A 25,095-nucleotide genomic window follows, 5' to 3' on the forward strand; every position below is an offset into this window, starting at 1 on the left:
CTTTTTTTAGGAGTTATACCGATCAGAATTTCAGGTTGAGGTTAAAACCAATATTTCTATAAGACGGATCCGCCAATGTGGTTCCCTCGTAACCATCAGGATCCATATAAGGCGCATCACTCCACAATGCGAGGTTACGTCCCGTGAGTGAAATACTTACCCCTTTGAATGGCGTCTTCTTTAATAATGCCGGCGAAGCATTGTAGGTTAATGTGACCTCTCTAAGTTTTACAAACGTTCTCTTATAAAGATTGGCATCCGGTACGCCATTTACATAAGTTGCAAAAATCCAGTCGATATATTTTACTGCTTTCGTATTGGGAGCAAATTTTCTGGTATCACTTACAATGTTTCCCTGCACGTCATACTCAACAGATCCACTGGTTACTACTACTCCTTGCCCGACATAAGTGGCATTGCCTGCATATGAATCATCCCTGAATTGATTAGCAGTAGCGGGGTGCATACCGCCTTCATACATTTTTTGTTCAACACCATTATAGAGCAAACCACCGATACGGCCATCGAATGAAAAACCAAGTGTAAAGTTTTTATAAGAAAGATTATTAACAGCGCCAAATTCCCAATCAGGATTATAGGTACCGAGATTCACTACATGATCGATGTATTGCGGAAATCCATTGCTGCCATATACGATCTGCCCGTCAGGTGAACGTTCCCATCCCCAGGTTCTGTATTGATCTGTTCTCTCCCCTACTTTCACTCCATCACGAATTGTCTCTCCACCATAGTAGGACTTGACCGTTCTGCGAAGATTGCTGTAGTTAAGGATCACATCCCATTTAAGATTGTTTGTTCTTATCGGTGTTCCCGATACTACTACTTCAATACCCTTCCTGTATATTTCATCAGCGTTCAAGCGAATGCTATTATAGCCGGATGCCTGGGAAATAGGAATGTCTTTGGGAAAATTTTTCTCTAAATACCTGAACCAGGTAAAGTCGATACCAACCCGGTTCTTTAAAAACCGAAATTCTGTTCCGTATTCCTGTGATATGGTTGTTCTTGGACGAATATCAGCGCTGATGATAGTTCCGGGCAAAGAAAGCGACGGCGTGCCACTCCAGCTTGTGCCCGACCTATATGTTTGCAATGTGTAATACGGATCAACATCAGACGAGATATTAGCATATGATCCGCGCAATTTGAAAAATGAAATAGCCGTTGGCAGCTTCACAATTTCAGATCCAATGACACTCAAAGAAACGGAAGGATAGAAAAACGAGTTATGTGGTTTTTGCAAAGTGGAGGTCCAGTCATTGCGGCCCGAAAAATTCAGGTAAACCATATTCTTATAGCCTATATCTGCATAGCCAAAAACGCTTCCAATCTGTCTTTCCATTAAAGTATTCCGAACATCCGGATCATCACCACCTACACTTAAAGGATTGATCGAACTTTTAAGGTTGTATACTTTGGGTATCGTTAATCCGCCATTTGTTCTTGCAAAATTCGACTTAGCCTGGTTGTAGCGGTTGCTTCCACCCACTGATACCGTAGCACTAAAATCTTTAAGGAAAGTTTTTTTGTAAGTTAGCAATACATCAGATACAATCAACAAATTACTGTTATTGCTAATGCTGTAATTTCCTTTAGGCGCTGCACTTGTTCCGTAGTTGATAAAACTATACGGCGTCTTTACATCAGAAGTGGCCTGGTTTGTGGTAGCGCCAGTTCTTAACAGCAACTGCAGATCTTTGGTGAAATCGTACGTAGCGTTTACCTGCCCAACGATCACATCGTTTGTATAACCTTTCAGGTATTCATGGGCTAGATAATAAGGATTGTTATACCAGCTGTAGTTATAATTAAACTGTTGCAAATCTTTTACACCATATGGAATAAAAGCACCGCTACCGCTGGTTCTGCCACCGGCTGGTTGCCAGTAATTGCGAAGATCCCTGATGTCAACATCGGGTCCCATCCATAAAAGGATATTGTAGAAAAAGTTATTGGGGCCATAACCTGTCTCCGGATAATTGGGAGTATACTGCCGGTTATAAGCAATACTGGCTTCGGTTTTCAGTTTTTCAGTGACCTTTAAGCTACCCGCCAGGCTCAACGTTGATGAATTCAGCTTTGTATTCGGTACCTGTCCTTTTTGATAAGTATGTGAAACGGAAATCCGGTAGTCGCTGCGGTCTGTTTTGCCGGCTACACTGATGTTGTGGGTTGTTGACAATTCATTTTGCAAAAAGTTTTTCAGGTTGTTTTGCCCTTTTGTAACCCACGGCATCGGCTTGTAATGACTATAGTCGGTGTAGCCATTTTGTTTGAATTCAAACAACTGATTGGGATCATAGGGACTATTATATTGAGGCACTTCCATAAAACCACTCGCTGTAGTTGGATCGGGCTGGTTCAATTTTGGCCCCCACACATAACCATAATCATCATACCAGCTACCGCCGCCTTTACCATCAATAAATGCATAATATCCGTCCCAGCCCATTCCATATTCTTTTTGTGTTTTGGGTACCCGCAGAAATCCCGCCTGGAATTGAGTGGTGGTATTATAGGAGACTTCGGTTCCGTTGGCGCCACTCTTTCCTTTTTTCGTAGTGATCATGATGGCGCCATTGATGCCCAACGAACCATACAATGCGGCGGCGGCTGTACCTTTCAATACGTTCACACTCTCCACATCGTTAGGGTTGATGTTCCAGAAATCAGTTTGCGTGGGAACACCATCAATTACCACCAATGCCCCTTGTCCCCTGATATATATTTCCGGGTTTTCAAAAAGGGTCGACTTCGTATATACGCTCAGCCCGGCTACTTTGCCTACCAGGTTATTGGCTACATTGGTTTCGGGAGCTTTTTGTAAGGCCTCACCCTTTACTTCCTGTATTGCATAGGCCACTTTCGCTTTTTCTTTTCTTACACCCAGGGCTGTTACTACTACTTCTTCCAATGCTTTATTCGCTGAAATCAATACGATGTTCAGTGTGGTGCTTCTATCAGCAACAAATTGCTGGCTGGTAAAGTCGACAAAGGAGACTTCCAGTGTTTCACCTTTTTCTACTTCAATAGAAAAGTTTCCACTTTCATCCGTGGTAACGCCGCGATTCGTTCCCTTAACAGCAACAGTAGCCCCGGCTATTGGTTGATTGTTACTATCAGTTACCTTTCCTTTGATGGTGACTTTTTCTTTTTGATTCCTGGTTATATTAGAATTATGCTGAAAATTTCCCGGTTGTTGTATACCGACAAGATTTCCGGATTGCAAAAATTCAAGACCGGTGAGTTTTGATAGTTGTTGTAAGGTTTCTTCCAGTGTTCTTTCTTTTTTTGGAAGATCGATCCTGATCCCCGATTTAATAACCCGGGGGTCATAAGTAAAGTGAATGTTGAAAAGCTTTTCAACCTTTTTTATGACCTGCTCAACAGGTGTGTTTCTAAAGCCAAAGTTTACTTTGGTTTGATTGAAAGCGAATGATCTTTCTGATGCAAGCAAGGAGATAACTATTAGAAAGGTCACTGATCGTTTGGCAGTTCGCCTCTTAGGCAGCGGAACTTTTTTCATACAGCAAGCGGTTTAGTTTTTATAATTATAGGCAGTTATTCAATGATAACATTGTTGTCAGCAAACGAATAGTTTGCGTTGATGCTAAAGCAGATCACTTTTAAGATATCCTGTAGAGACTTCGACTGGTACTCACCGTTAATGGCCCGGTCTTTCAAACCCTCTTTTTTTACTTTTATGCTTACGCCGAACCATGTTTCCAATTGTTTGAAGGCTTTTAACACGGGTGTTTCATTAAAGGAAATGCGGTTGCTTTCCCAACGGCGCAGGTAGGTAGAATCAAAGACGGTCTTCTGCAGTTTTGTTTGTGCCGTTTTTTTGCAACTTTCACCGGGAAATAGAAGGATCTCATCACCAGGAGCATTTTTGCCAATACCTGCTACTTTCACGTTTCCCTCGAGCAAATCAACCTGTATGTTACCATAGATAGCTTGTTTTCCATGAACATAAAATTCTGTACCCAGTGCCGTAGTGGCGATGTTGTTGGCAATAACAATAAATGGTTTACCTGCATTTTTTGCAACTTTAAATAATGCGTTTCCGTTCAAAAAAATCTCCCTGTTGTTTTCATTAAAGTTGGCGTTAAGCGAGATACTGCTATTGGAATTAAGCACAACCGTAGAGCCATCGGGTAAAGTAATTGTTTGACGATGCCCCAGCGGTGTTTGGTAACTTATCGGCTGAGAATGCTTGCTTTCACCGGGGCTATTGAATTGTTTAAACCCAAACCATCCCGCTATAAATAAAAAGCAAGCTGCTGTTGCATACAGGACAACTGATTTTAAAATCTTTCTTCTTATTTCACCTTTACCTGTGACCACAAGTGTTGATGATAGTGGCGGCTCCTGCACATCTGAAAGAGTTGCGTCTTCAGGCTTTCTGCCCAACAACTGACGCCGCACTTCTTCTATTTGCCTGTTTACCTCCGGCCGGGAAAGTCCACCATGCAGCGCCAGCACCAATTTCTTTGCTTCTTCAAAAGTTTCCTGCTGATCAGGATTGTCACGGATGATCACCCTCCATTGCGATGGAACATTTGAGCCCCTGCTTAAACAATAGTTGACGAAACTTTCATCCAGCATCAGTTCTTCTATAGTGTAAATATGCCCTTTCATGAATGAGAAATTGAGTGCCTGACTAAATGATAAGAAAACAGGTATTTTTTACCCGTGTGGAAGCAGTTATTTTAAAAAATATTTTGAAACGCCGTTGGTGCGGGATCAGCGAAGCTTTTCGATCCGCTTGTGACTACGCAGTTTTTTAATTGCTTCGGAGAGTTTATTGTAAACAGTGCGGACAGTGAGCGAAGTTTTTTCTGCTATTTCCTGGTAATCCATATGCTCGTAAAAACGAAGTTGCAAGAGTTGTCGTTGACGATCGGGCAAACTTTTAATGGCATCCTGTAACACTCCCGCCAACTCCTCATCACTTATTTGTTTTACCAGGTAATCTTCGTAAGATTGTTCAGCAAGATCATTGATCAGGCTTTCCGAAAGTGAGAGTGGACGATTGTTGCGTCTTCGCTGTAGATGAACGATAAGCCATCTTTTATACGATACAAAAAGATAGGCTTTGATATTTTCTACCTTATTAAGCTTATTCCTGTTATCCCAAAAGTGAATGAAAAATTGATTGAGGGCATCTTTTGTCTCTTCGATATCTGCTGTAAACTTAACACCATACCTGAACAACTCATCATAGTATAGCCGCATCAAAGCGAATAAGGCGTCCTCATCAGGCAAATGTTCTGGTAAAGGTTTACCGGTATTCATACAGCAGCTAGCTTAACACAACTCGTCTGACATTGTCAATGGTTGCACTACTAAGTTGACAATATTTTACCAGAATTTGATGCTTAAAATTTGAATGCCCTGAAAAACACGTTTACGCAAACGATTGAAATCGCCGTTCAACCGGTTGAGCAATAAGAAAAATATTCGTGAAGATTAGATGGGTAAAACTGTATTTATATTAAATGCGTCTATCACTTAAAAATTAAATCCAGCCTTTAGTCCCCAAAAGCTATAAGCCTGGTCCCGCTTCCATATTTCGTATTTGGCCTGCAGTTCTAATCCAAGCAGCCGGACGCCAACGCCGGGAGCAAATATGACGGCTGACTCGTCAGTTCCTGTGAACTTCGCAACACCTGATTCAAGTTTTGCATATAAAGCCGGGGCTAATCGATATTTTAAACCGACCCGAACAGGAACGGCTTTTATCGCCGGCATGTCTACGGGGCCTTCAGCTTTTGTCATCGTCTTACCGCCAAAGTGCATGTAACCAATGGAACCTGTCAGGCCTATTTTTCCCAAACGTATGTCAGCACCGACTCCCGCTCCAATACCCGTTTTATTGGATTGTTGGAAGTCACCGGTCGGCCATCCCATTTCAGCATAAGGTCCGAGACTAAATCCTTTTAACTGTGCCTGGCAAAGAAAGGAGGTGGATATAAAGACCACCAGGAAAAATAGTTTCATGTACAGGTTTTAAGTTAAAACGGCAAACTTCCTGCCAGCAGTCATAGAAGATTGCGAAACAAGTGTTAACCATTTGTCAATGCGTTTAAATAATATTTTATTACAATATACTGGCATATTTTCTGTGCCGCTGAAACTGAATAAGTAAACAACATGAGGCGCCCATGTAAAAATTTTTGAAATGCAGGGAATGTTTTATTGGACGTCCCATCCGGAAGCCAGTTCGCGACAAGTACAGATTAAATTGAAACAACAAAAAATTTACAGATGAAATGAGTCATAATCCGCCGCGGCGGACGAGCAAATTCTTACCAAACCGCGATGAAAATTTTTAGGGCGAACCTGTCTGCCGACAGGCAAGATTCGATTTGACAAAAAAGCAAAAAAATATACAGATGAAAAAATATTTTTCCTTGATAGTAGTATTGCTTGCAGTAGCAGGCATTGTCCATGCGCAGGAAAAAGCTGGGTTGACTACCCAGCAACTCCTGGAAACAAAGAATTTCATTTTCAAAGCAGAAACAGTAAATCCTCAACGGGGTCGGCTCAGGCAGTTAACAACAGAATACGATGTGATAGTGACAAGTGATACGGTCATTGCTTTTCTTCCTTTTTTTGGTCGTGCCTATTCAGCACCAATCAATCCTGCCGAAGGTGGTATCAAATTTACTTCCGGCAAATTTGATTACTCATTAGCGCCGGGGAAAAAGAAAAGCTGGGCATTAAAGATCAAACCCAACGATGTGAAGGATGTGCAGGACCTGTATTTTACCATTTTTGACAATAAGAAAGCAACATTACTGGTCAATAGTTTGAACCGGGAGAGCATTGTGTTTAATGGTTACATCATTGAAGGCAAGGACAAAGAAAAGAAAGCGTTTTAATGTGCTGTAAAAAAGTAAATTTCTAAAGAACAAAGGTCATCCGCCGTGGCCGGATGACCTTTGTTCTTATTGCCTTGTTAAATAACCGAACACAATTTTGCTTGTCGCAAATTATTTAATAACCCCGCAACCGATTCTTGAACCGGCATTACCTGTTGGTTGCGTGGTGAAGTCATCTACACCACCGTGAACGATCACGGCTTTACCCAAAACATTTTTATCCCATTTGCCACCGAGTGTCCACAAGTCGGTTTCAATTGTTACAGTTCCTTTCCCTTTCGAATCTAATTTCACGTTGCCAATATCGCCGGAATGGAAACTACCCTGTCCCCATTTACCATGCTGCGCATTGGTGGGGTTCCAGTGACCATGAGCCATCTTTCCACTATCACCGCAATCGCCATGCTCATGCAGGTGAACGGCTACACTTTTGCCAGCCTTGGCTGCCGCGGTTATATCCAGCACCATTTTTACTTTACTATTTTTACCAGTCGTAAATTTTGCAGTGCCTGTTACCGTCGTGTCAGGATAGGTGCCCGATATTATCGCCTCTGCTTTCTCCACCATTGGAACAGTGGCAGTATCCGGAGCCATCTTCATAGAAGAGTGCGAAGTATCGGTAGTGGTCATGGGTGTATCAACGGTTGTAGTGGTAGTGCTGTCAGTAGTGGATTTATTTTCACCACTATTATTACAGGCTGTGATTGCGAGAGCAAGAGAAAAAACTGAAACGTTCAATAATGCTTTCATCTTATTTGATTTTGGTTTGAGAAATACAAGTTAAAATGGATGTTGCAAAAACCTTACCCATTTCGAAAAACACATTTTATTGGGCGCTTTTTTCAAAAGGGGCCGATTGTCCACAAATTATCCAACGCGGCGACAGCTAATTCTTGCCAGGGATAAGACGAAACACGTATCCTGGTCGTTCAACAGTTACATAGATATATCCATCAGGTCCCATCTTTACATCCCGCAGCCGGCCGATATTTTTCAATAACATTTCTTCACCTTTTATGGCATTGCCATCCCATTTTGAAAGGTTGAGATATTTAAAGCGCAATGATCCGGTCAGAATATTTCCGGACCAGGCTTTATATCGACTGCCGGTAACAAAGGCCATTCCGCTTGGTCCTATAGAAGGCGTCCAGTACAGCATTGCTTGCTCCATGCCCGGCGCTTCGGATTTGCTGGAAATAATTTTTCCGTTGTAGTTGATGCCCCTTGTAATAACCGGCCAGCCATAGTTAGCACCTTTTTTTACCAGGTTTATTTCGTCTCCTCCCCTCGGCCCGTGTTCATTTTCCCACAGTTCACCGGTGACAGGATGAATGACGAGGCCCTGCGGGTTTCTATGTCCATAAGAATAAATAGTTGGCCTCGCACCCGGTGTGTTGACAAAAGGATTGTCTGCGGGAACGGAGCCATCATCCTTAATGCGGTGAATTTTTCCCAAATCATTCGCCAATGTCTGCGGGTTTTCTTTTTCGTTACCTCTTTCCCCGACCGAGAAAAATAAAAATCCCTTTTTATCAAATACCATCCTGGAACCATAGTGATGTTTCGTCCTGGAATAAGGATAGGCTTCAAAGATTAGTTTTTGATCTGTGAGGTTATTACCAACCAGCTTTGCCCGCATAATGGCCGTAGTAGCCAATATTGTTTGTCCTTCTCTTTTTACTGCAGAGTAGGATAAATAGATCAACTTATTCTTTTTATAATCCGGGTGCAGCACCACATCCATCAGGCCGCCCTGCCCTTCACTCAACACCTCCGGCACACCCGTGATTTCTTCACGGTTTCTATTTTTCATGACCCGGTACAGTTTACCTGTTTTATCTGTCACCAATAATTCATTGCCGGGCAAAAAGGCTATGCCCCAGGGAGCATTCAATCCGCTGGCGATAGTATCCAGTTTGATATTGATATCTTTTGACTCAAAATAATTCGTTACGACCGGTGTATTTTGAAACTGGTACCGTTTTACCTTTTCAATACCGGTCAGGATATATTCAGCCAGCTCCATAATCTCTTCATCGGTAAATGCACTATCATACGCCGGCATACCTTCATCAGCATAGCCCATCTTAATTCCCTTCCATAGGTCTTCCTTTGTGTTACCATGCTCCCAGTTCCTGTCAACAAAAGCATCCATTTTTTCACCGTGGCATCCACCACAATAATTTTCATAGTTCTTTCTTGCCCTGGTGGAATCCATCACGTCTGCTTTACTAATGAATGGATCGCCAGGAAAACTCATCGAGCTAAAGCAAACGATACTGACTATAATAACACCGATCGTAATAAAAATCCTTGACATGAGCCTGTAATTTGAAAATAAGGAGAGAATCCGGCAACACCATCAAAAATAACAACTCTTTGTTGATAACATTTGTTAGTTCATCGCAATAGCCTATATCTTCGCAGCTTTAAAAAATTCGGGACAAAGCACCATGGCACTTTTAGAAAAGCAGTTGTACATAAAACGGTCGGGTATTCCAGGCTCCGGCAAGGGACTATTTACTAAAAAATTTATTCCAAAGGGAACACGCATCGTCGAGTATAAAGGGAGAGCAACGACCTGGAAGGAGGTGAAACATGATGATGGTGCCAACGGTTACATTTATTACATCAATAAAAACCATGTGCTGGATGCCCATACTTTTAAGAAGGCGTTGGGCCGTTACGCAAACGATGCGAAAGGCTTGCAGAAAATTAAAGGAATGTCAAATAATTCTGCCTATGTAGAAGAAAACTACCGGGTCTTTATTGAAGCAACGAAGGATATTCCAGCCAACTCTGAAATACTAGTGTCCTATGGAAAAGAATACTGGGACGCCATTCGTTATAACATCAAATTGGACAGTAAAAAGTAACCAGTTCTTCAGCGATTATTAATTATATTTACAGGTATAAAAATCCTCAATTATGTCATTGTTAAACCAGCAAAATAGTAAAGGCAAAAAGAAAGACAATAAGAAGTCAGCAGCTGCTGCTAACAAAGGCGGTTCGAAGTTTATTCAAAAGCCCAAATCTTCGGGTTTTGTATCTAAACAAGCGAATACCGGATCACAAAGAGGCAGCTAATCCGGCAACTTATCATCACAGAAATTATGACAAAGGAAGAACTCCTGAAGGAACTGGCACGGGAAACTTATGTGGCTTTAAAACCTTCAGCAGTACACGGCATTGGCGTGTTCGCAATTACAGACATTCCCAAGGGCTGCCGTGATATTTTTTCCAAAAATGTAGGCAACTGGATAAAGCTGCCTATTGCCGAGGTGGAAAAACTTCCAGCACACTCCCGTTCATTAATTGAAACTTATTGCCTTTTTGATGATGACGATTATTATGTGCCGGACTACGGTTTCAAAGTGATGGACCTCGTAAATTATCTTAACCATTCGTCTTCACCCAATGTAATTTCTGTAAACGATGGTGAATATTTTGAGGCTTTGGCAGACATTCCGGCCGGAACGGAACTTTTTATCAATTATGAAGATGTGGTGGATGTTGAAGGTTATGACTAATCTATCGCTTTAAGAATTTTCCTTTCAATAATTTTTCCATTACTTCCTCTTTCAGGTTACGGCTGACCGGGATATCATGGGTTCCTATCCTGATATTACTACCCTCGATACTGTCAATTTTGCCGGCGGCAACAATATAAGATTTATGTGTTTTTATAAACCTGTCCGCAGGCAGGTATTCCTCTACCGATTTAAAGGTCAGGTAAGTAATATACTTTTTATCTTTCGTATGAATGACCACATAGTTTTGCAGTGCCTCAGCAAACAGGATGTCGTCGTATAAAATCTTTACCAGTTTGTTATCCGCTTTTATAAAAAAATAATCCGCAGCAGCAAGATTGGTTTCCGCATGATTTTTTTCTCTCACTTCGTAGTATTCCTTCGCCTTTAATGCCGCTTTTAAAAACCGGTCGAATGAAATTGGTTTTACTAAATAATCCAATGCATTCAATTCAAAACCCTCTAAAGCATGTTGCGGATAGGCGGTTGTAAATATTACCGGCGGAGCTGTTTGCAATGTTTTAAGAAAGTCGATACCGGTGATTTTGGGCATTTGTATATCCAAAAGCATCAACTGCGCTTTCCCGTTGCTGATAAGTCCGGCCGCCTTTAACGGATTATCAAATTCACCCGCCAGCTCCAGGAAATCAACGTCTGCGATATACTCTTTTAATCCTTTCCTGGCAAGCGGCTCGTCGTCGATGATGATACAATTTATTTTCATAAAACTTTCTGCTTCTTTTAAGAGTCTATTTTAATTTTCAAGTTTACCTTATAAACATTCTCTTCATCTCTAATCGTCAGCTCATGCCGGCCGGGATAGAGTAATTCCAATCTTCTTTTCACATTGTTTAATCCAATACCACTGTAGGTATCGTTTGTTCTTTCTTTATCTTTTGAATTCTCGGCTGAAAAAATCATTTGCCCGTTGTGTCGGTCCAGGTTAAACCGGATGAAATTTTCTTTTTCAGCATGGGAAGAAACATGTTTGAAAGCATTCTCTACAAATGGAACCAGCAACAATGGCTCGATCGAAAACCCGGCAACAGTTGGTGAGCAATTGAAGGAAACAGAAAAGGCATCATCTTTCCTGAGTTTTTGCAGGTCTACATAATCCTGCAGGTAATTAATTTCTCTTTCCACGGGTATTTTGTTCCCTTTCATTTCATACAACTGATACCTGAGCATATCAGAAAACTTATGTAATGACTCCCTCGCCTCTGTATTATTCTTATCAATCAGGAAATAAACGGAGTTCAGCGAATTGAATAAAAAATGAGGGTTGATCTGTGATTTCAAAAAATTCAATTCAGCTTCCGCTTTCTCTTTTGCCGTCTCTGCCATCCGTTGTTGTAAACGGGAGTAGTCAATCATTAGTTTAACAGCAGCCCCCGCTATCACCAGGAAGAAATGGGGTAACACATTATCATAGATCCTCCTTTTCAAATCGCCGGACAGGCTATAAAGCTGTGGCGCATCCATGATCCGCCCAAGAATATTCATTTTCAGAACACTGCTCGTCACTACTAACAAGACAAAACATAAAACAAACAAGGCATACTTTTTCTTGTAAAATAGCTTGGGTAATAATACATAATTGGTAATATAGATCATCAGCGCCAGGTCAATCACTTTTATAAGCGTTATAGTAAAGGCCCGACCCGGAACAGCGTAGTCATCGTAACGAAAAAAATACCACACCCCGAATACGAGCATCCAGAAAAAAACATGATGAAGCTTATATTTTATCAATGGCCTGTTTTGCATATGACAAAATAAATTTACGCTTTGCCGCTGGTAAAAAACTTTACACTAAAGGTGGCTTTTACAGGATAAAATGCAGGTTTCCATTCATCAAGCTATTGTTTCCTTTAGTGTAAAGAATTTGGAAACAGGGTTAAAATGGGTTGAGCTTTAGTATACAAATCAGGCAAAATGAAACGATTGATCCTGCTGGCAATGATTCTAGGCAATGTGATGACCGGCTGTTCCCAAAAAACCGGCAACAAAGCAGAAGCGCAGCATAAACTTGTTGGCGGCAGTTGTGAGGGTTGCGAAGCAATCCATGAAAGCCCCATTCCCTTTGACCAGTTAAATAACATAGACACTCTCCCGGATTTTAATGATCCGGGTCCCAAAATCGAAATCAGTGGGGTGATATACCAAAGCGATGGCAAAACTCCCGCACCGGGTGTTGTGCTCTATGTTTATCATACCGATCAAAAGGGAGTATATCCAACAAAAGGAGATGAAAAAGGCTGGGCCAAAAGGCATGGATTCATCCGTGGCTGGATAAAAACAGGCAAAGACGGTTTTTACAAATTCTATACCCTGGTTCCCGCCTCCTATCCAAACAGCCGAAACCCCCAACATATTCATCCCACTATAAAGGAACCGGACTTCAATGAGTATTGGATAGACGAATATTTATTTGAAGGTGATCCTTACCTACAGGAAGAAAAATCAAATCGTCCACCGAGAGGCGGTAACGGGATCATAAATCCGGTAATGAAAGACGGGATGCTCCGGGCCACACGAAATATTATCCTCGGATTGAATGTTCCTGACTATCCAAAAAAGTAAAAAGGAACCATTACTGATACTTCCGCTCACCGAAAAGTAAACTACCAATCCTGACCATATTGCTGCCTTCCTCTATCGCAATTTTATAATCACTACTCATACCTATAGAAAGAATTTGCAATTTGCAATTGGCAATTGGCAATTTGGCGTGTTTATCAAAGAGACCTTTGAGAAACTGAAACTCCTTCTTTATAGTTGTTTCGTTATCAGTAAAAGAAGCCATGCCCATTAATCCGCAAATCCGCACATTTTCTAATTTCAATTTCTCAAATTCATTTATGGCCGAACTCAGTTCTGCTTCATCCATTCCAAACTTTGTTTCTTCCTGTGCAATGTGAACCTGCAGCAATACATCTATGACCCGTTGATTTTTTAATGCCTGCTTATTGATTTCGTTCAGCAGTTTAAAACTATCCACGCCGTGTACTAGGTGAACAAAAGGCGCAATGTATTTTACTTTATTGCTTTGCAGGTGACCAATAAAATGCCAGCGGATGTCTTTGGGTAATTGCGATTGCTTATCTACCAGTTCCTGCACATAGTTTTCTCCAAAATCTCTTTGACCCAGGTCATACATTTCCTGTATATCAGCAACCGGTTTTGTTTTGGAAACAGCGACTAATGTTATGTTTTTGGGGTGTAGTTCCGAGATGATCTGTTGATATGCGTCTTTGTTTACTGCCATTCAGCAAAAATAAAATGTGCAAATGAAACTTCAGGATTCATTTGCACATTACTATTGTTTATTGCCAGGTTCACATCATCACCCTTTTAAAATGCTTCTGCTGATAACAATCCGTTGCACTTCACTTGTCCCTTCATAAATCTGCGTAATCTTCGCATCCCGCATCAACCTTTCCACATGGTATTCTTTTACAAAGCCATAGCCACCGTGAATTTGTACGGCTTCTATAGCGGTCCACATAGCTGTTTCTGATGAGTAAACTTTGGCCATGGAGCTGCTAACTGTATAATCCTGGTGATTATCTTTTTCCCAGGCGGCTTTCAGGCAAAGCAGTCTTGCAGCTTCAATCCTGGTAGCCATATCCGCCAGCTTGAAGGCAATAGCCTGGTGGTTCATGATCTCCGTGCCAAATGCTTTTCTTGTTTTGGAGTATTCTTTGGCCAGCTCAAAAGCGCCGCTTGCTATGCCCAACGCTTGTGAAGCGATACCAATTCTTCCGCCGGCTAATGTTTTCATGGCAAACGTAAACCCAAAACCATCCGCTCCTACCCTGTTTTCTTTCGGCACTTTAACGTCTGTAAACATTACCGTATGTGTATCGCTGCCGCGAATACCTAGTTTATTTTCTTTGGCAGCAACAGTTACACCCGGCCAATTTCTTTCTACGATCAACGTATTGATCCCTTTTGATCCCTTTGACGGATCGGTTTGGGCCATCACCAGGTAAACACTGGCTGTGCCTCCATTGGTGATCCAGTTTTTGGTACCATTTAACAAATAATAGTCTCCCTTATCTTCCGCTGTGGTCCGTTGTGAAGTAGCGTCGCTTCCTGCCTCAGGTTCACTAAGCATAAAAGCACCAATATATAAGTCACCGTCCTTTTTTCCGTGGGCCAGCGGCGTTAGATATTTTTGTTTTTGATCTTCGGTGCCAAATTCCTGCAAGCCATAACATACAAGGCTATTGTTTACACTCATCACTACGCTTACACTGGCATCTATTTTACTGATCTCTTCCATGGCGAGCACATAGCTTACCGTATCCATGCCGGCTCCGCCGTATTTTGGATCGACCATCATTCCTAAAAAACCGAGGTCAGCCAGCTTCATGACCTGTTCGCGGGGAAACTGTTGTTTTTCGTCCCGTTCAATAACTCCCGGAAGGCAATCGTTTTTTGCAAAATCCCTGGCAGCTTTTTGAATCATTAATTGTTCTTCTGAAAGTTCAAATATCATATGGCATTAAACATTTATATCCGGCAAAGATAAGGTCTGGGGTACTGCTAAAAGAATGCAACAGATATGCAACTAATTCTAACGTAGATGCTAATCACAAAGTTTTTCTAAAATTTGATGAACAAATGATTGGCGCCCTTCGTTAATACAAAAACCGGCTTCCAGCCGCATTTTTTAACGTAATTTCGCTGCGCATTTGAAAATTTGAACCTACGGGCTAATCATGAAAAAAATCCACATTGTTTTGCTTGTCCTGGTGGCTGCCGCCATCGCTGTGTTAATTAGTTTTTTACAAACCGCCACTACTTATGATACCGTGGACACCGCCGTATCCAAACCCGGCAAGTTTGTTCACCTGATGGCTCGTCTGGATAAAACGCAGCCTGTGGAATACGATCCCCTGAAAGATCCTAATCATCTTGTTTTTACTGCTGTTGATACCTTAGGTAAATCGGTAAAAGTTATTTACAATAATCCCAAACCGGAAAATTTTGAGATCAGCGAACGCCTTGTATTAAAGGGAAAATATCGCGAAGGTGACGGATACTTCGATTGCAAAAGCATACAAACCAAATGTCCATCCAAGTATAAAGATGACATGAAAGCAGCACAAAAAAGTGTAGAGGCTACAGAAGCTAAATATTAAAAACTAATCGTTGGCAGATGCCCTTGTCCGGCCAACCTACAAAAATCAACAGCCATCGTGCAGAATAAAAATCTCTCTATATAATGGATTACTTCGGCGAACATCTTTTACCAGGACAGTTAGGACATTTTTTCATTGTGCTCTCATTGGTAGCTTCGCTGGTAGCGACATTTGCCTATTTCAAAACATTTAATTCCAAACATCCCGCTGATTCACAATATTGGAAAAAACTGGCCCGCTATGCTTTTATTACAGAAGCCATTTCTGTAGTATCTGTCGTAACCGTACTTTTTTATATTAACTCCAGTCATCTCTTTGAATACAAATACGCCTGGCAGCACAGCAGCCGTTCATTGGAACCCAAATACCTGTTGGCGTCTATGTGGGAAGGACAGGAAGGCAGTTTTTTATTGTGGAGTTTTTGGCATTGCATGTTGGGGCTTGTATTAATCAAAACCAGTAAACAATGGGAAGCCCCGGTGATGACGGTAGTGAGCTTTGCCCAGTTTTGTTTGGCTACTATGGTTGCCGGCCTCTATTTATTCGGTGAAAAACTAGGATCCAATCCATTTATTTTATTGAGGGATTCCGGCGTGCTGGATAATGCTCCTGCGCTTCATATGAATTTTGATATCAGTCAACCTTTGCGGCAGGACTATATGTCAACTATAAAGGATGGCAATGATCTCAATCCATTATTACAGAATTATTGGATGGTCATTCACCCACCGGTTCTGTTTTTAGGCTTTGCTTCTACCCTTATTCCCTTTGCTTTTATAATAGCGGGCTTATGGACAAAAAAATTTGGCGATGCATTAAGGCCTGCCCTACCGTGGTCACTTTTTTCATTGGCTGTATTGGGAGTCGGAATCATGATGGGAGCAGCCTGGGCTTATGAATCATTAACCTTTGGGGGGTATTGGGCATGGGACCCTGTTGAAAATGCATCGCTGGTTCCCTGGTTGATTTTGGTAGCCGGCGTTCACACCTTATTGATCTATAAACATAGTGGGCATTCGCTGCGCTCCACTTACCTGTTTTTGTTTTTGTCATTCATCTTTATTCTATACTCTACTTTTCTTACCCGTAGCGGCATATTAGGTGAGGCATCGGTGCACGCCTTCACCGACCTGGGGATGAATGGACAGCTCTATTTATTATTATTTGTGTTCACCTGGTTGCCCGCATTTTTTATTGCTGCTACTGCCAATCAAAAAACCATTACCGCGGCCAGCGCAGTAGTATTGCTTACGGCTTCTTATTTTATCGAAGTACCCGCCATCGCATTTTTAACCATCCTGATTGGCGTTGGATTTTTTATTTACCAAATTCAAAAACAAATACCCGGCGTTGCAAAAGAAGAAAGCGGCAGCTCCCGTGAATTCTGGATGTTTATTGGCGCACTGGTATTCTTCCTTTCCGCGATTGTGATCATCAGTAAAACTTCATTACCGGTTATTAATAAAGTATTCAACCTACAACTGGCTGCTCCGGAAGACGAAGAAATGGCCTATAACCAGATCCAGATTTTTGTGGCAATCATACTTGGGATACTGACTGCCATTACTCAATACCTCAGGTATAAAAATACCAACGGCAAACTCTTTTGGAAGAAGATTGCCGTTCCAACAATTATCTCCGTTGTTTTGGCATCGTTGATCCTTGCTTTTGGCAATATTAATTATGATAAGCATGGCCCCGGTTATCTTGGCGCTATTTGGCTGGCTATTGCGGGAAGTGTTTATGCCATTGTCGCCAATGTGGCTTATATCTGGCTGGGTATGAAGGGCAGTTTGAGACTATCCGGCGGTTCTATTTCACACTTTGGCTTCGGGCTTGTTTTGTTAGGTATTTTAATCTCGTCTTCTAAAAAAGAAATTCTTTCTCACAATACCAGCGGCATCGCCATAGATTTTGGTAAAGAAAGCAAGGAAAAAACCGGTGAGAACCTCACCTTGATCAAGGGCCTGCCAATGAAAATGGGGAAATATGATGTTTCTTATTTGGGCGACTCCGCTCATCCTAAAAAACAACAGTGGTATTATAAAATACATTTCAAAAGCCGTACGGACGATGAGGAGTTTACACTTAGCCCCAACGCTTTTGTCAACTATAAAGGCAATGAAGGCCTGATGGCTAACCCTGACGCCCGTCACTACTGGGATCACGATGTGTTCACCTATATCTCTGCTCTACCCAATCCTGAAAAAAACAAAGACACAGCCAGTTTTACCAATAAAGAAGTAAAAATCGGTGATAGCATTTTTTATTCAAAAGGCTATCTGGTGCTGGAAAAGCTTACTACCAAAGACAATATGCCTTTCGAAGGTTTCCAGGCGGGTGATAAGGCAACTGTGGCGAGCCTGAAAGTTCATTCGTTTAACAAAACCAGTTACACCAGCGAGCCGCTGCTCATCAATCAAAAAGGTCAGTCATTTGCCATGCCCGATACCGTCATGTCGGAAAGCCTGGTTGTTCGCATCAATAGCGTAAAAGAAGACGGCAGTGGCGCTGATATTGGCATCAAAGAGTCAAATGCCATCCTGGAATATGTCACCCTGAAGGCTTACAAATTTCCCTTTATCAATGTGCTTTGGTTGGGCATTATCGTTACCGCCATCGGCATCATTATCAGCATGGTTCGCCGTATCCAGGTAAACCGGCTGAAAGCAGAACGTTAAATTTTTATCGCCCGTTTGCAAATAGGCAGCTCCGAAACTTGTTTTGCTGTCTTGTATGAGATTGCTAGATTTAATAAATTTACGAGCGGATGACCGGTGTTATCTCATATAAAATAATTTTCAAAGCTGCCCTGTGGATATGTTTTATTTTCACCGGCCTGCAATTATCTGCTCAAATCACCCCGCCATCAGCTCCTGAAGATACCATCCCGCCCATGCCACCGTACGAAGAACGGTCGAAAAAATGGGGACCGAATGATACCATTATTGTGGATGCCATTTGGTATAACCGGGAAATGCAATCTTATAAGGAAGAACCGATGGTGTGGATCTCTAAACTTCCACCTAAAAAATTAGAAAAATATATTGCCGAGTGGAACAGGTTGCGCAACGCTGTATATGTCACCTATCCCTATGCCAGGGTAGCCGGCTATACTATCAATGACATCAATGCGAAACTGGCTAATGTCAGTTCGAAAAAGGCAAGAAAAGAATATATCAAGTCAAGAGAAAAAGAATTGCGCAAGAGTTTTGCTGACCCCCTCTCCAATCTTTCGGTTTACCAGGGAAAAGTGTTGATGAAACTCATCAACCGGCAAACAGGTAATAACTGTTATGAGATCATCAAAGAATATAAAGGCGGCATGAATGCAAGATTATATCAAACGGTCGCTTTTTTCTTTGGCAGCAGCCTGAAACAACAATGGGATCTCAGTGATAAAACAGACAGGCAAATCGAAAATTTCGCCAACGAAATTGATGGTGCCTGGTATGGTAATCCTTACCGAAAGTAAGCTGAATTAGCTCGCTTGCTTCAACCAATCCCGTAATCATTTGTTATACCACTAACAATTTTATCAATACAACTGGTACATTTGTCTCTTTCAAAAAATTTTCAATTGCCTGTCCACTTTTTGGTTGACGAGCAAAACTAAAATCTCCCGCAAACAGCGGATCAGGTATGAAACTAGATATTCTCGCTATTGGTGTTCACCCCGACGATGTAGAGTTGGGTTGTTCGGGTACATTAATCAATGAAATAAAGCTTGGAAAGAAAGTAGGCATTGTTGACCTCACACAAGGTGAACTTGGTACCCGTGGTACTGTCGAATCCCGGTATCAGGAGGCGGCCGATGCAGCTATGCATATTGGTGTCGCCATACGTGAAAATCTTAAAATGCGGGATGGCTTTTTTAAAAATGATGAAGAGCACCAGTTGAAGTTGATACAGGTTATTCGTAAATACCGACCGGAGATCGTTATTGGAAATATTTTGAATGATCGCCACCCTGACCATGGCCGGGCAGGACATTTAATCAGTGACGCCTGTTTTTTATCTGGTCTTGCCAAAATAGAAACCAGCAGTGAAAAAGGAGAAGCACAGGAAAAATGGCGGCCAAAATATTTTTTACAGTATATGCAGGACTGGTATCATGAGCCGGATCTGCTCATCGACATCAGCGATGTATTTGAGCAGAGAATGAAATCCATACAGGCATATACAACACAATTTCATACAAGCAATGGAACTGGCGATGGACCACAGACCTATATCTCTACTCCCGATTTTCTCGATAGTGTGATTGCACGGGCAAGAATGCTTGGAAAAAGAATTGGCGTGAAATATGCGGAGGGCTTTATCACAGAAAAAAAAATAGGCATAAAAAACTTAGATTCATTAATTCAAAACGAGACATAGGTAGATTTCATGCATGTATTGGCAGATTGTAACTCACTTGTCATTATTTATCCCCGTATGTGACGTTACTCCAAGTTTATGAAGGTTTTGTGAACATCTTGAACTACTTTTGCACCTCGCATTCAAATTTAAAACAACGCATGGCTAATCCCAAGTTTCCAAAAATTCCGGTTTCATTTCATGGAGAATTGAAAAAACGTATTTCCGACTATTTTAAACAAGCCGGAAAATCAACAACCGGCAATTTTAAATTATATTTTAAAGCCATATTACTGGTAGTTAGTTTTATAGCGGTATATACACATCTTGTTTTTTTTACACCTGTTACCATCTTGGCTGTTATCGAATGCATCCTGTTAGGCTGCCTCACTGCAGCCATTGGCTTTAATGTAATGCATGATGGGGCACATGGAAGCTTCAGTCCCTATAAGTGGCTAAACAGCATGGCTTCCAACGCCGCCAATTTCCTGGGAGCCAGCCAACACATGTGGAAAACAAAACATAATGTTATTCACCATACCTACACCAATATCCATGGTGTAGATGATGATATTGAAGCCCGCCCTTTATTGCGTCTTTGTGATGAACAGGAGCATTATAAAATTCACCGGTTTCAACATTTTTATTTCTGGGCAGCTTACTCACTTCTTTATATTTATTGGGTTTTTGTTTCTGACTACAAAAAATACTTTACAAGGAAGATTGGTTCTACGCCAATTAAAAAATTGACTTTATCTGAACATTTCTTCTTTTGGTTTTATAAGGCGGCGCATGCTTTTATTTTTGTTGCATTACCCATTTATATGGTGGGCTTCCTTCCCTGGTTGGTTGGTTTTTTAACAATGGGTCTTGTAGCAGGTTTTGTATTAAGTATCGTTTTCCAATTAGCACATACTGTGGAGCATACGCATTTCCCATTACCGGATGAAGCTACCGGAAAAATGGAGGACGAATGGGCCTTACACCAGTTAAAAACAACGGCCAATTTTGCCACCAAAAATAAACTGGTTAGCTGGTTGGTAGGTGGGCTCAATTTCCAGGTGGAACATCACCTGTTTCCAAAAATTTCACATGTTCACTACCCAGCCATCAGCAAGATCATCAAAAAAGCTTGCCAGGAATATGGCGTCCAATACATCGAGTACAAGAGAGTTCGTACCGCAGTGGCGTCTCATGTAGCTTTCCTGAAAGCGATGGGCCAGCGTCCGCGACATGCACACGCACACATTCATTAGAATATTGGTTTTATAAGGCAACAGGATATTGTTTTTGCAAACGATATCCTGTTGCCTTTTTATAAAGCTGGCTGCAATGAAGCTTAGCAAGTCCTTAGTTATTGCTAACTCACTAAAACTTATTTTTGCACCTCAAATAATCACCATGTCAAAAGTAAAAGTTGGAATAGTTCAGATGAGCTGTACGGCAGATAAGCAGGCCAACCTGGATAAAGCGATTGAAAAAGTGAAAGAAGCTGCTGCCAAAGGCGCACAGATCGTTTGCTTGCAGGAATTGTTTACCTCGCTTTACTTCTGCGATGTGGAAGACTATGAAAATTTCAAACTAGCCGAACCCATTCCTGGTCCATCTACTGAGGCTTTAGCTAAAGTGGCCAAAGAAGCCGGCGTGGTAATCATCGCTTCTTTATTTGAAAAAAGAACACAGGGGCTTTACCACAACACCACGGCTGTGTTGGATGCTGATGGCACCTATTTGGGTAAGTATCGCAAAATGCATATCCCGGATGATCCTGCTTATTACGAAAAATTTTACTTTACCCCAGGCGACCTCGGGTATAAAGTTTTCAATACCAAATTTGCAAAGATCGGTGTACTGATTTGTTGGGATCAATGGTACCCTGAAGCGTCACGCATAACAGCCCTGATGGGCGCCGAAATATTGTTTTATCCTACGGCCATTGGCTGGTCCACTTCACAGGACGAGGATACCAATACCGAGCAATATAATGCCTGGCAAACTATTCAACGGAGCCATTCAGTGGCTAACGGTGTACATGTGGTCAGTGTAAACCGGGTCGGGTTTGAACAGGGAGGAGCTATGAAGTTTTGGGGCGGATCCTTTATCGCGAACCCATTTGGCAGCATCATTTACAAAGCCTCCCACGAGGCAGAGGAGGTACATGTTGAAGAATTGGATTTATCAAAAACCGATCGCTATAGAACGCATTGGCCATTTTTGAGAGACCGTCGAATCGACAGCTACCAGCAAATAACCAAACGCTACATCGACGAAGAGACTGTTTAAAATTTTATACTACTCAGTTATACAGATTTATAAAGAACACTGAATTTTTTGCTTATGGTAGAGAATGGCATTGTACCCAAAGATCTAGGCTACTATTTTCCCGCTGAATTTGCACCGCATGTTGCTACCTGGTTGAGCTGGCCCCATAAAGAAGCCTCCTGGCCGGGAAAGATTGATACCATCTACCCCTGCTATGCGCAGTTTATAAAAGAGCTTACAAAAGGAGAAATCGTTCGTATCAACGTGGCCGACGAGGCCATGAAAAAATTCGCCTTGGGTTTCCTGGAAACGGCAGCCGTTGATTTAGCCAGGGTGGAGTTTTATTTTCATCCTACCAACGATGCATGGTGCCGTGATCATGGCCCCGCCTTTTTGATCAATCCTGAGGCAGCACAAAAGAAAGTGGTCGTTGACTGGGGTTATAACGCCTGGGGTGACAAATACCCTCCTTATGATCTCGACGACGTTATTCCAACTTTAATTGCAAAACATTTCAACTTACCTGTTTACCATCCCGGCATTGTCATGGAAGGCGGATCAGTGGAGTTTAACGGAGCCGGTACCATCCTGACTTCAACAGCCTGCCTGCTGAACCCTAACCGCAATCCCCAGCTTAACCAGGAGAAAATTGAAGAATTTCTCCGGAATTACTATGGCGTTGATCAGATCCTTTGGGTAGACGAAGGTATTGTTGGCGATGACACCGACGGCCACATCGATGATACGGTTCGGTTCGTGAATGAAGATACCGTGCTGACTGTCATTGAAAATAGAAAGGATGATGAAAATTATGATTTACTTCAAACAAACCTTCAGCAACTTCAGAAAATGCGCTTGCTGAATGGTAAGCAACTGAACATAGTTGAACTGCCGATGCCTGATGCTGTCATTTGGGAAGATCAGCGATTACCTGCTTCGTACGCTAATTTTTATATCGCCAATAAATCGGTTATCGTCCCCACTTTCCGTTGCGATGCGGATGATAAAGCTCTCCAAATTATCCAGCAATGTTTTCCCACCCGCAATGTGGTAGGGATTGACTCCACTGAAATCATTTGGGGGTTAGGCAGCTTTCACTGCCTGAGCCAGCAGGAGCCTGCAATTTGATCGGTCGCAGTAAGGCTGGCCATGCGATTAATAAACGGATAATTACTATAGCGTTTACCATGGAATTACTAACTTGCACCGCTTTTTAATGCTCCAAAATGGTAGATGTTTCTAATTTCGACCCAAACAGTGTCAGCAATCCCAACAACAATATTTTTGGATTACCCACTTCGGAAGATAATGCAAGGCTAATTATTGTTCCGGTACCGTGGGAAGTGACCGTTAGTTATGGAAGTGGTACCGCCCGTGCACCGGAATCTATTTGCAAAGCGAGCCTGCATGTAGACCTGTTTGATCCCGAAGTGCCGGAAGGCTGGAAGGAAGGATTTTATATCCGCCCCATCGACCGGAAGCTTTTGATGAAGAGCGATTATCTCCGCAAAGAAGCTGAACTCTATATCGATTATATCTCGCGGGGGGATGATGTGAATGCCAACCAGTTTATGTGCAAGACTATGCGGGACGTAAACGAAGGAGGTAAGTTTTTGAATAATTGGGTGTATGAGCAAACCAAAGTATTGCTGGACAAAAACAAACTGGTAGGTGTTTTAGGCGGTGATCATAGCACCCCACTGGGATATTTTAAAGCGATCGCTGAAAAATATCCTGACTACGGCATATTACAAATCGATGCACACTGCGACCTGCGTGAAGCTTATGAGGGTTTCAATTATTCTCACGCCAGCATTATGTACAACGCTTTGAACGAAATACCGGAGATCAGCAAGCTGGTTCAGGTTGGAGTAAGAGACTATGGTGGCGACGAATGGGATTACATCAAGAACAGCAACTTCAGGGTTATTACCTACTTCGATAAAGAAATAAAAAGCCGCCAGTTTGAAGGCGACACCTGGAAAAATATTTCTGAAGAAATAGTGAGCAAGCTTCCTCAGCATGTGTATATCAGTTTTGATATTGATGGCCTCGACAGGAAACTCTGCCCGCATACCGGTACTCCTGTACCCGGCGGATTTGAAACAGAGGAGGTATTTTATTTATTTAGAAAAGTGATTGAAAGCGGACGTAAAATTATTGGCTTCGACCTGGTCGAAGTTGGTATCAGCGACAATGACTGGAATGCCAATGTGGGCGCCAGGGTGTTGTTTAAGTTGTGCAACTTGTTGGTAGCTTGTAATACGCAGGCTGCTTAAAGGCCCTCCTTCTAATGCAACAATTTAAATTGTCCATACAAAATGAGAAAGCCGGTATTTATAAAAAGCTGGCTTCATTTATCATCCTGCTTAGTGTGGCGGTTTTTGCAATTCTTATTTATTATACTAATCAATCCGGGACCAGAACAGGATCTATTACAGCCATTATCATCATCGCCGTATATTTTATTTTGAATAAAATTTTACCTGCAGGTAAGAAACCCAGGTTTGAGTTTGAATCTTCGGCACTTTTCATAATTGGCTTCACCTGGCTATTGATGATGTATTGGTGGCCCGCAGCCATTTTTTTTGTTCTGTTGTTTTTATATAAAGTTTCTCAAAGGCCGCTGATAGTATCCGTTTCTTCTAACGCGGTGATTTATCCATCTTTTCCCAAAAAAGAAATTACCTGGAATGAGTTAAACAATATCGTTTTAAAAGACGATCTGTTGACCATCGATTTTAAAAACAACAAAATCATCCAGCAGCTCATTCAAAAAAAAGAACCTGCCGTAGATGAGCGGGAATTTAACGAGTTTTGCAAAACGCAGTTAAAGTCAGGAATGGCGATTATTTAGCCACGCCTGTTTTTGACTTTTCACTTTTC

The 25,095-nt window shown here is 41.9% G+C and carries 24 protein-coding genes; 14 read left to right on the forward strand and 10 right to left on the reverse strand.

The window, feature by feature from the left end; genetic code table 11:
• Nucleotides 1-22 precede the first annotated feature (22 nt).
• From ACFEL9_RS18415 to ACFEL9_RS18430, 4 genes are all read right to left on the reverse strand, one after another.
• Entirely contained in the window at nt 23-3,547 is a 3,525-nt protein-coding gene (locus ACFEL9_RS18415) for a SusC/RagA family TonB-linked outer membrane protein (protein WP_385893292.1), read from the reverse strand.
• 35 nt (nt 3,548-3,582) lie between these two features.
• Nucleotides 3,583-4,662, reverse strand: coding sequence for a FecR family protein (locus ACFEL9_RS18420; RefSeq protein WP_385893295.1), 1,080 nt, complete (start codon nt 4,660-4,662; stop codon nt 3,583-3,585).
• A gap of 105 nt (nt 4,663-4,767) precedes the next feature.
• A complete protein-coding gene (locus tag ACFEL9_RS18425) occupies nt 4,768-5,319 on the reverse strand; it encodes an RNA polymerase sigma factor (protein WP_385893298.1) in 552 nt (183 codons plus the stop codon).
• Between the two features lie 216 nt (nt 5,320-5,535).
• Nucleotides 5,536-6,024 carry a hypothetical protein gene (locus ACFEL9_RS18430; RefSeq protein WP_385893301.1) on the reverse strand — a complete coding sequence of 163 codons (489 nt, stop codon included), beginning with the start codon at nt 6,022-6,024 and terminating at the stop codon, nt 5,536-5,538.
• A 395-nt stretch (nt 6,025-6,419) separates the two neighbouring features.
• On the opposite strand from ACFEL9_RS18430, the gene ACFEL9_RS18435 reads away from it, so the two are divergent.
• A complete protein-coding gene (locus ACFEL9_RS18435; RefSeq protein ID WP_385893304.1) occupies nt 6,420-6,908 on the forward strand; it encodes a DUF4251 domain-containing protein in 489 nt (162 codons plus the stop codon).
• A gap of 111 nt (nt 6,909-7,019) precedes the next feature.
• On the opposite strand, the gene ACFEL9_RS18440 is transcribed toward ACFEL9_RS18435, so the two are convergent.
• Together ACFEL9_RS18440 and ACFEL9_RS18445 are read right to left on the reverse strand one after the other, a co-directional pair.
• Nucleotides 7,020-7,658 carry a superoxide dismutase family protein gene (locus ACFEL9_RS18440; protein WP_385893307.1) on the reverse strand — a complete coding sequence of 213 codons (639 nt, stop codon included), beginning with the start codon at nt 7,656-7,658 and terminating at the stop codon, nt 7,020-7,022.
• A 136-nt stretch (nt 7,659-7,794) separates the two neighbouring features.
• On the reverse strand, nt 7,795-9,228 hold the full coding sequence (locus ACFEL9_RS18445) for a PQQ-dependent sugar dehydrogenase (RefSeq protein ID WP_385893310.1): 1,434 nt from the start codon (nt 9,226-9,228) through the stop codon (nt 7,795-7,797).
• Nucleotides 9,229-9,361: 133 nt separating this feature from the next.
• On the opposite strand from ACFEL9_RS18445, the gene ACFEL9_RS18450 reads away from it, so the two are divergent.
• From ACFEL9_RS18450 to ACFEL9_RS18460, 3 genes are read left to right on the forward strand one after another with little or no spacing between them, the layout of a single operon-like run.
• A complete protein-coding gene (locus tag ACFEL9_RS18450) occupies nt 9,362-9,784 on the forward strand; it encodes an SET domain-containing protein (RefSeq protein WP_385893313.1) in 423 nt (140 codons plus the stop codon).
• 52 nt (nt 9,785-9,836) lie between these two features.
• Nucleotides 9,837-9,995: a hypothetical protein gene (locus tag ACFEL9_RS18455; protein ID WP_385893316.1), complete on the forward strand. Its 159-nt coding sequence runs from the start codon at nt 9,837-9,839 to the stop codon at nt 9,993-9,995.
• Nucleotides 9,996-10,021: 26 nt separating this feature from the next.
• Nucleotides 10,022-10,438, forward strand: a complete 417-nt coding sequence (locus tag ACFEL9_RS18460) for an SET domain-containing protein-lysine N-methyltransferase (RefSeq protein ID WP_385893319.1) — start codon at nt 10,022-10,024, stop codon at nt 10,436-10,438.
• Nucleotide 10,439: 1 nt separating this feature from the next.
• Here the strand turns inward: ACFEL9_RS18460 and ACFEL9_RS18465 are convergent, their stop codons facing one another.
• Together ACFEL9_RS18465 and ACFEL9_RS18470 are read right to left on the reverse strand one after the other, a co-directional pair.
• On the reverse strand, nt 10,440-11,162 hold the full coding sequence (locus ACFEL9_RS18465) for a LytR/AlgR family response regulator transcription factor (protein WP_385893322.1): 723 nt from the start codon (nt 11,160-11,162) through the stop codon (nt 10,440-10,442).
• A 17-nt stretch (nt 11,163-11,179) separates the two neighbouring features.
• A complete protein-coding gene (locus ACFEL9_RS18470; RefSeq protein ID WP_385893325.1) occupies nt 11,180-12,205 on the reverse strand; it encodes a sensor histidine kinase in 1,026 nt (341 codons plus the stop codon).
• 168 nt (nt 12,206-12,373) lie between these two features.
• On the opposite strand from ACFEL9_RS18470, the gene ACFEL9_RS18475 reads away from it, so the two are divergent.
• A complete protein-coding gene (locus ACFEL9_RS18475) occupies nt 12,374-13,021 on the forward strand; it encodes a dioxygenase family protein (RefSeq protein WP_385893328.1) in 648 nt (215 codons plus the stop codon).
• 10 nt (nt 13,022-13,031) lie between these two features.
• Here ACFEL9_RS18475 and ACFEL9_RS18480 read toward each other — a convergent pair whose 3' ends face one another.
• The gene (locus ACFEL9_RS18480) at nt 13,032-13,706 is read right to left on the reverse strand and encodes a YggS family pyridoxal phosphate-dependent enzyme (RefSeq protein ID WP_385893331.1); all 675 of its coding nucleotides are present in this window, start codon (nt 13,704-13,706) and stop codon (nt 13,032-13,034) included.
• Between the two features lie 78 nt (nt 13,707-13,784).
• On the reverse strand, nt 13,785-14,942 hold the full coding sequence (locus ACFEL9_RS18485) for an acyl-CoA dehydrogenase family protein (RefSeq protein ID WP_385893334.1): 1,158 nt from the start codon (nt 14,940-14,942) through the stop codon (nt 13,785-13,787).
• A 223-nt stretch (nt 14,943-15,165) separates the two neighbouring features.
• On the opposite strand from ACFEL9_RS18485, the gene ACFEL9_RS18490 reads away from it, so the two are divergent.
• The 9 genes from ACFEL9_RS18490 to ACFEL9_RS18530 all read left to right on the forward strand — a co-directional run bounded on the left by ACFEL9_RS18490 (nt 15,166) and on the right by ACFEL9_RS18530 (nt 25,066).
• Nucleotides 15,166-15,588, forward strand: coding sequence for a cytochrome c maturation protein CcmE domain-containing protein (locus ACFEL9_RS18490; protein ID WP_385893337.1), 423 nt, complete (start codon nt 15,166-15,168; stop codon nt 15,586-15,588).
• 83 nt (nt 15,589-15,671) lie between these two features.
• Entirely contained in the window at nt 15,672-18,269 is a 2,598-nt protein-coding gene (gene ccsA / locus ACFEL9_RS18495) for a cytochrome c biogenesis protein CcsA (RefSeq protein WP_385893340.1), read from the forward strand.
• A gap of 89 nt (nt 18,270-18,358) precedes the next feature.
• Nucleotides 18,359-19,063 (forward strand): DUF4294 domain-containing protein, encoded by a 705-nt coding sequence (locus ACFEL9_RS18500; protein ID WP_385893343.1) that lies wholly within the window; start codon nt 18,359-18,361, stop codon nt 19,061-19,063.
• Nucleotides 19,064-19,230: 167 nt separating this feature from the next.
• A complete protein-coding gene (gene bshB1 / locus ACFEL9_RS18505; protein ID WP_385893345.1) occupies nt 19,231-19,968 on the forward strand; it encodes a bacillithiol biosynthesis deacetylase BshB1 in 738 nt (245 codons plus the stop codon).
• A 140-nt stretch (nt 19,969-20,108) separates the two neighbouring features.
• Nucleotides 20,109-21,203, forward strand: coding sequence for a fatty acid desaturase family protein (locus tag ACFEL9_RS18510; protein ID WP_385893348.1), 1,095 nt, complete (start codon nt 20,109-20,111; stop codon nt 21,201-21,203).
• Nucleotides 21,204-21,348: 145 nt separating this feature from the next.
• Nucleotides 21,349-22,230, forward strand: a complete 882-nt coding sequence (locus tag ACFEL9_RS18515; RefSeq protein ID WP_385893351.1) for a carbon-nitrogen hydrolase — start codon at nt 21,349-21,351, stop codon at nt 22,228-22,230.
• A gap of 54 nt (nt 22,231-22,284) precedes the next feature.
• Nucleotides 22,285-23,337, forward strand: coding sequence for an agmatine deiminase family protein (locus tag ACFEL9_RS18520; protein ID WP_385893354.1), 1,053 nt, complete (start codon nt 22,285-22,287; stop codon nt 23,335-23,337).
• A 98-nt stretch (nt 23,338-23,435) separates the two neighbouring features.
• Nucleotides 23,436-24,488 carry an agmatinase family protein gene (locus ACFEL9_RS18525; protein WP_385893356.1) on the forward strand — a complete coding sequence of 351 codons (1,053 nt, stop codon included), beginning with the start codon at nt 23,436-23,438 and terminating at the stop codon, nt 24,486-24,488.
• A gap of 14 nt (nt 24,489-24,502) precedes the next feature.
• A complete protein-coding gene (locus tag ACFEL9_RS18530; RefSeq protein WP_385893359.1) occupies nt 24,503-25,066 on the forward strand; it encodes a hypothetical protein in 564 nt (187 codons plus the stop codon).
• Nucleotides 25,067-25,095: the final 29 nt, after the last annotated feature.

The sequence above is a fragment of the Terrimonas alba genome, from assembly GCF_042434975.1.
Classification (GTDB): domain Bacteria; phylum Bacteroidota; class Bacteroidia; order Chitinophagales; family Chitinophagaceae; genus Terrimonas_B; species Terrimonas_B alba.

Bases quoted from the DNA above. Each gene is read 5' to 3' on its own strand.
- ACFEL9_RS18415 (WP_385893292.1), bottom strand. From the start codon at position 3,547: ATGAAAAAAGTTCCGCTGCCTAAGAGGCGAACTGCCAAACGATCAGTG.
- ACFEL9_RS18420 (WP_385893295.1), bottom strand. From the start codon at position 4,662: ATGAAAGGGCATATTTACACTATAGAAGAACTGATGCTGGATGAAAGT.
- ACFEL9_RS18425 (WP_385893298.1), bottom strand. From the start codon at position 5,319: ATGAATACCGGTAAACCTTTACCAGAACATTTGCCTGATGAGGACGCC.
- ACFEL9_RS18430 (WP_385893301.1), bottom strand. From the start codon at position 6,024: ATGAAACTATTTTTCCTGGTGGTCTTTATATCCACCTCCTTTCTTTGC.
- ACFEL9_RS18435 (WP_385893304.1), top strand. From the start codon at position 6,420: ATGAAAAAATATTTTTCCTTGATAGTAGTATTGCTTGCAGTAGCAGGC.
- ACFEL9_RS18440 (WP_385893307.1), bottom strand. From the start codon at position 7,658: ATGAAAGCATTATTGAACGTTTCAGTTTTTTCTCTTGCTCTCGCAATC.
- ACFEL9_RS18445 (WP_385893310.1), bottom strand. From the start codon at position 9,228: ATGTCAAGGATTTTTATTACGATCGGTGTTATTATAGTCAGTATCGTT.
- ACFEL9_RS18450 (WP_385893313.1), top strand. From the start codon at position 9,362: ATGGCACTTTTAGAAAAGCAGTTGTACATAAAACGGTCGGGTATTCCA.
- ACFEL9_RS18455 (WP_385893316.1), top strand. From the start codon at position 9,837: ATGTCATTGTTAAACCAGCAAAATAGTAAAGGCAAAAAGAAAGACAAT.
- ACFEL9_RS18460 (WP_385893319.1), top strand. From the start codon at position 10,022: ATGACAAAGGAAGAACTCCTGAAGGAACTGGCACGGGAAACTTATGTG.
- ACFEL9_RS18465 (WP_385893322.1), bottom strand. From the start codon at position 11,162: ATGAAAATAAATTGTATCATCATCGACGACGAGCCGCTTGCCAGGAAA.
- ACFEL9_RS18470 (WP_385893325.1), bottom strand. From the start codon at position 12,205: ATGCAAAACAGGCCATTGATAAAATATAAGCTTCATCATGTTTTTTTC.
- ACFEL9_RS18475 (WP_385893328.1), top strand. From the start codon at position 12,374: ATGAAACGATTGATCCTGCTGGCAATGATTCTAGGCAATGTGATGACC.
- ACFEL9_RS18480 (WP_385893331.1), bottom strand. From the start codon at position 13,706: ATGGCAGTAAACAAAGACGCATATCAACAGATCATCTCGGAACTACAC.
- ACFEL9_RS18485 (WP_385893334.1), bottom strand. From the start codon at position 14,942: ATGATATTTGAACTTTCAGAAGAACAATTAATGATTCAAAAAGCTGCC.
- ACFEL9_RS18490 (WP_385893337.1), top strand. From the start codon at position 15,166: ATGAAAAAAATCCACATTGTTTTGCTTGTCCTGGTGGCTGCCGCCATC.
- ccsA (WP_385893340.1), top strand. From the start codon at position 15,672: ATGGATTACTTCGGCGAACATCTTTTACCAGGACAGTTAGGACATTTT.
- ACFEL9_RS18500 (WP_385893343.1), top strand. From the start codon at position 18,359: ATGACCGGTGTTATCTCATATAAAATAATTTTCAAAGCTGCCCTGTGG.
- bshB1 (WP_385893345.1), top strand. From the start codon at position 19,231: ATGAAACTAGATATTCTCGCTATTGGTGTTCACCCCGACGATGTAGAG.
- ACFEL9_RS18510 (WP_385893348.1), top strand. From the start codon at position 20,109: ATGGCTAATCCCAAGTTTCCAAAAATTCCGGTTTCATTTCATGGAGAA.
- ACFEL9_RS18515 (WP_385893351.1), top strand. From the start codon at position 21,349: ATGTCAAAAGTAAAAGTTGGAATAGTTCAGATGAGCTGTACGGCAGAT.
- ACFEL9_RS18520 (WP_385893354.1), top strand. From the start codon at position 22,285: ATGGTAGAGAATGGCATTGTACCCAAAGATCTAGGCTACTATTTTCCC.
- ACFEL9_RS18525 (WP_385893356.1), top strand. From the start codon at position 23,436: ATGGTAGATGTTTCTAATTTCGACCCAAACAGTGTCAGCAATCCCAAC.
- ACFEL9_RS18530 (WP_385893359.1), top strand. From the start codon at position 24,503: ATGCAACAATTTAAATTGTCCATACAAAATGAGAAAGCCGGTATTTAT.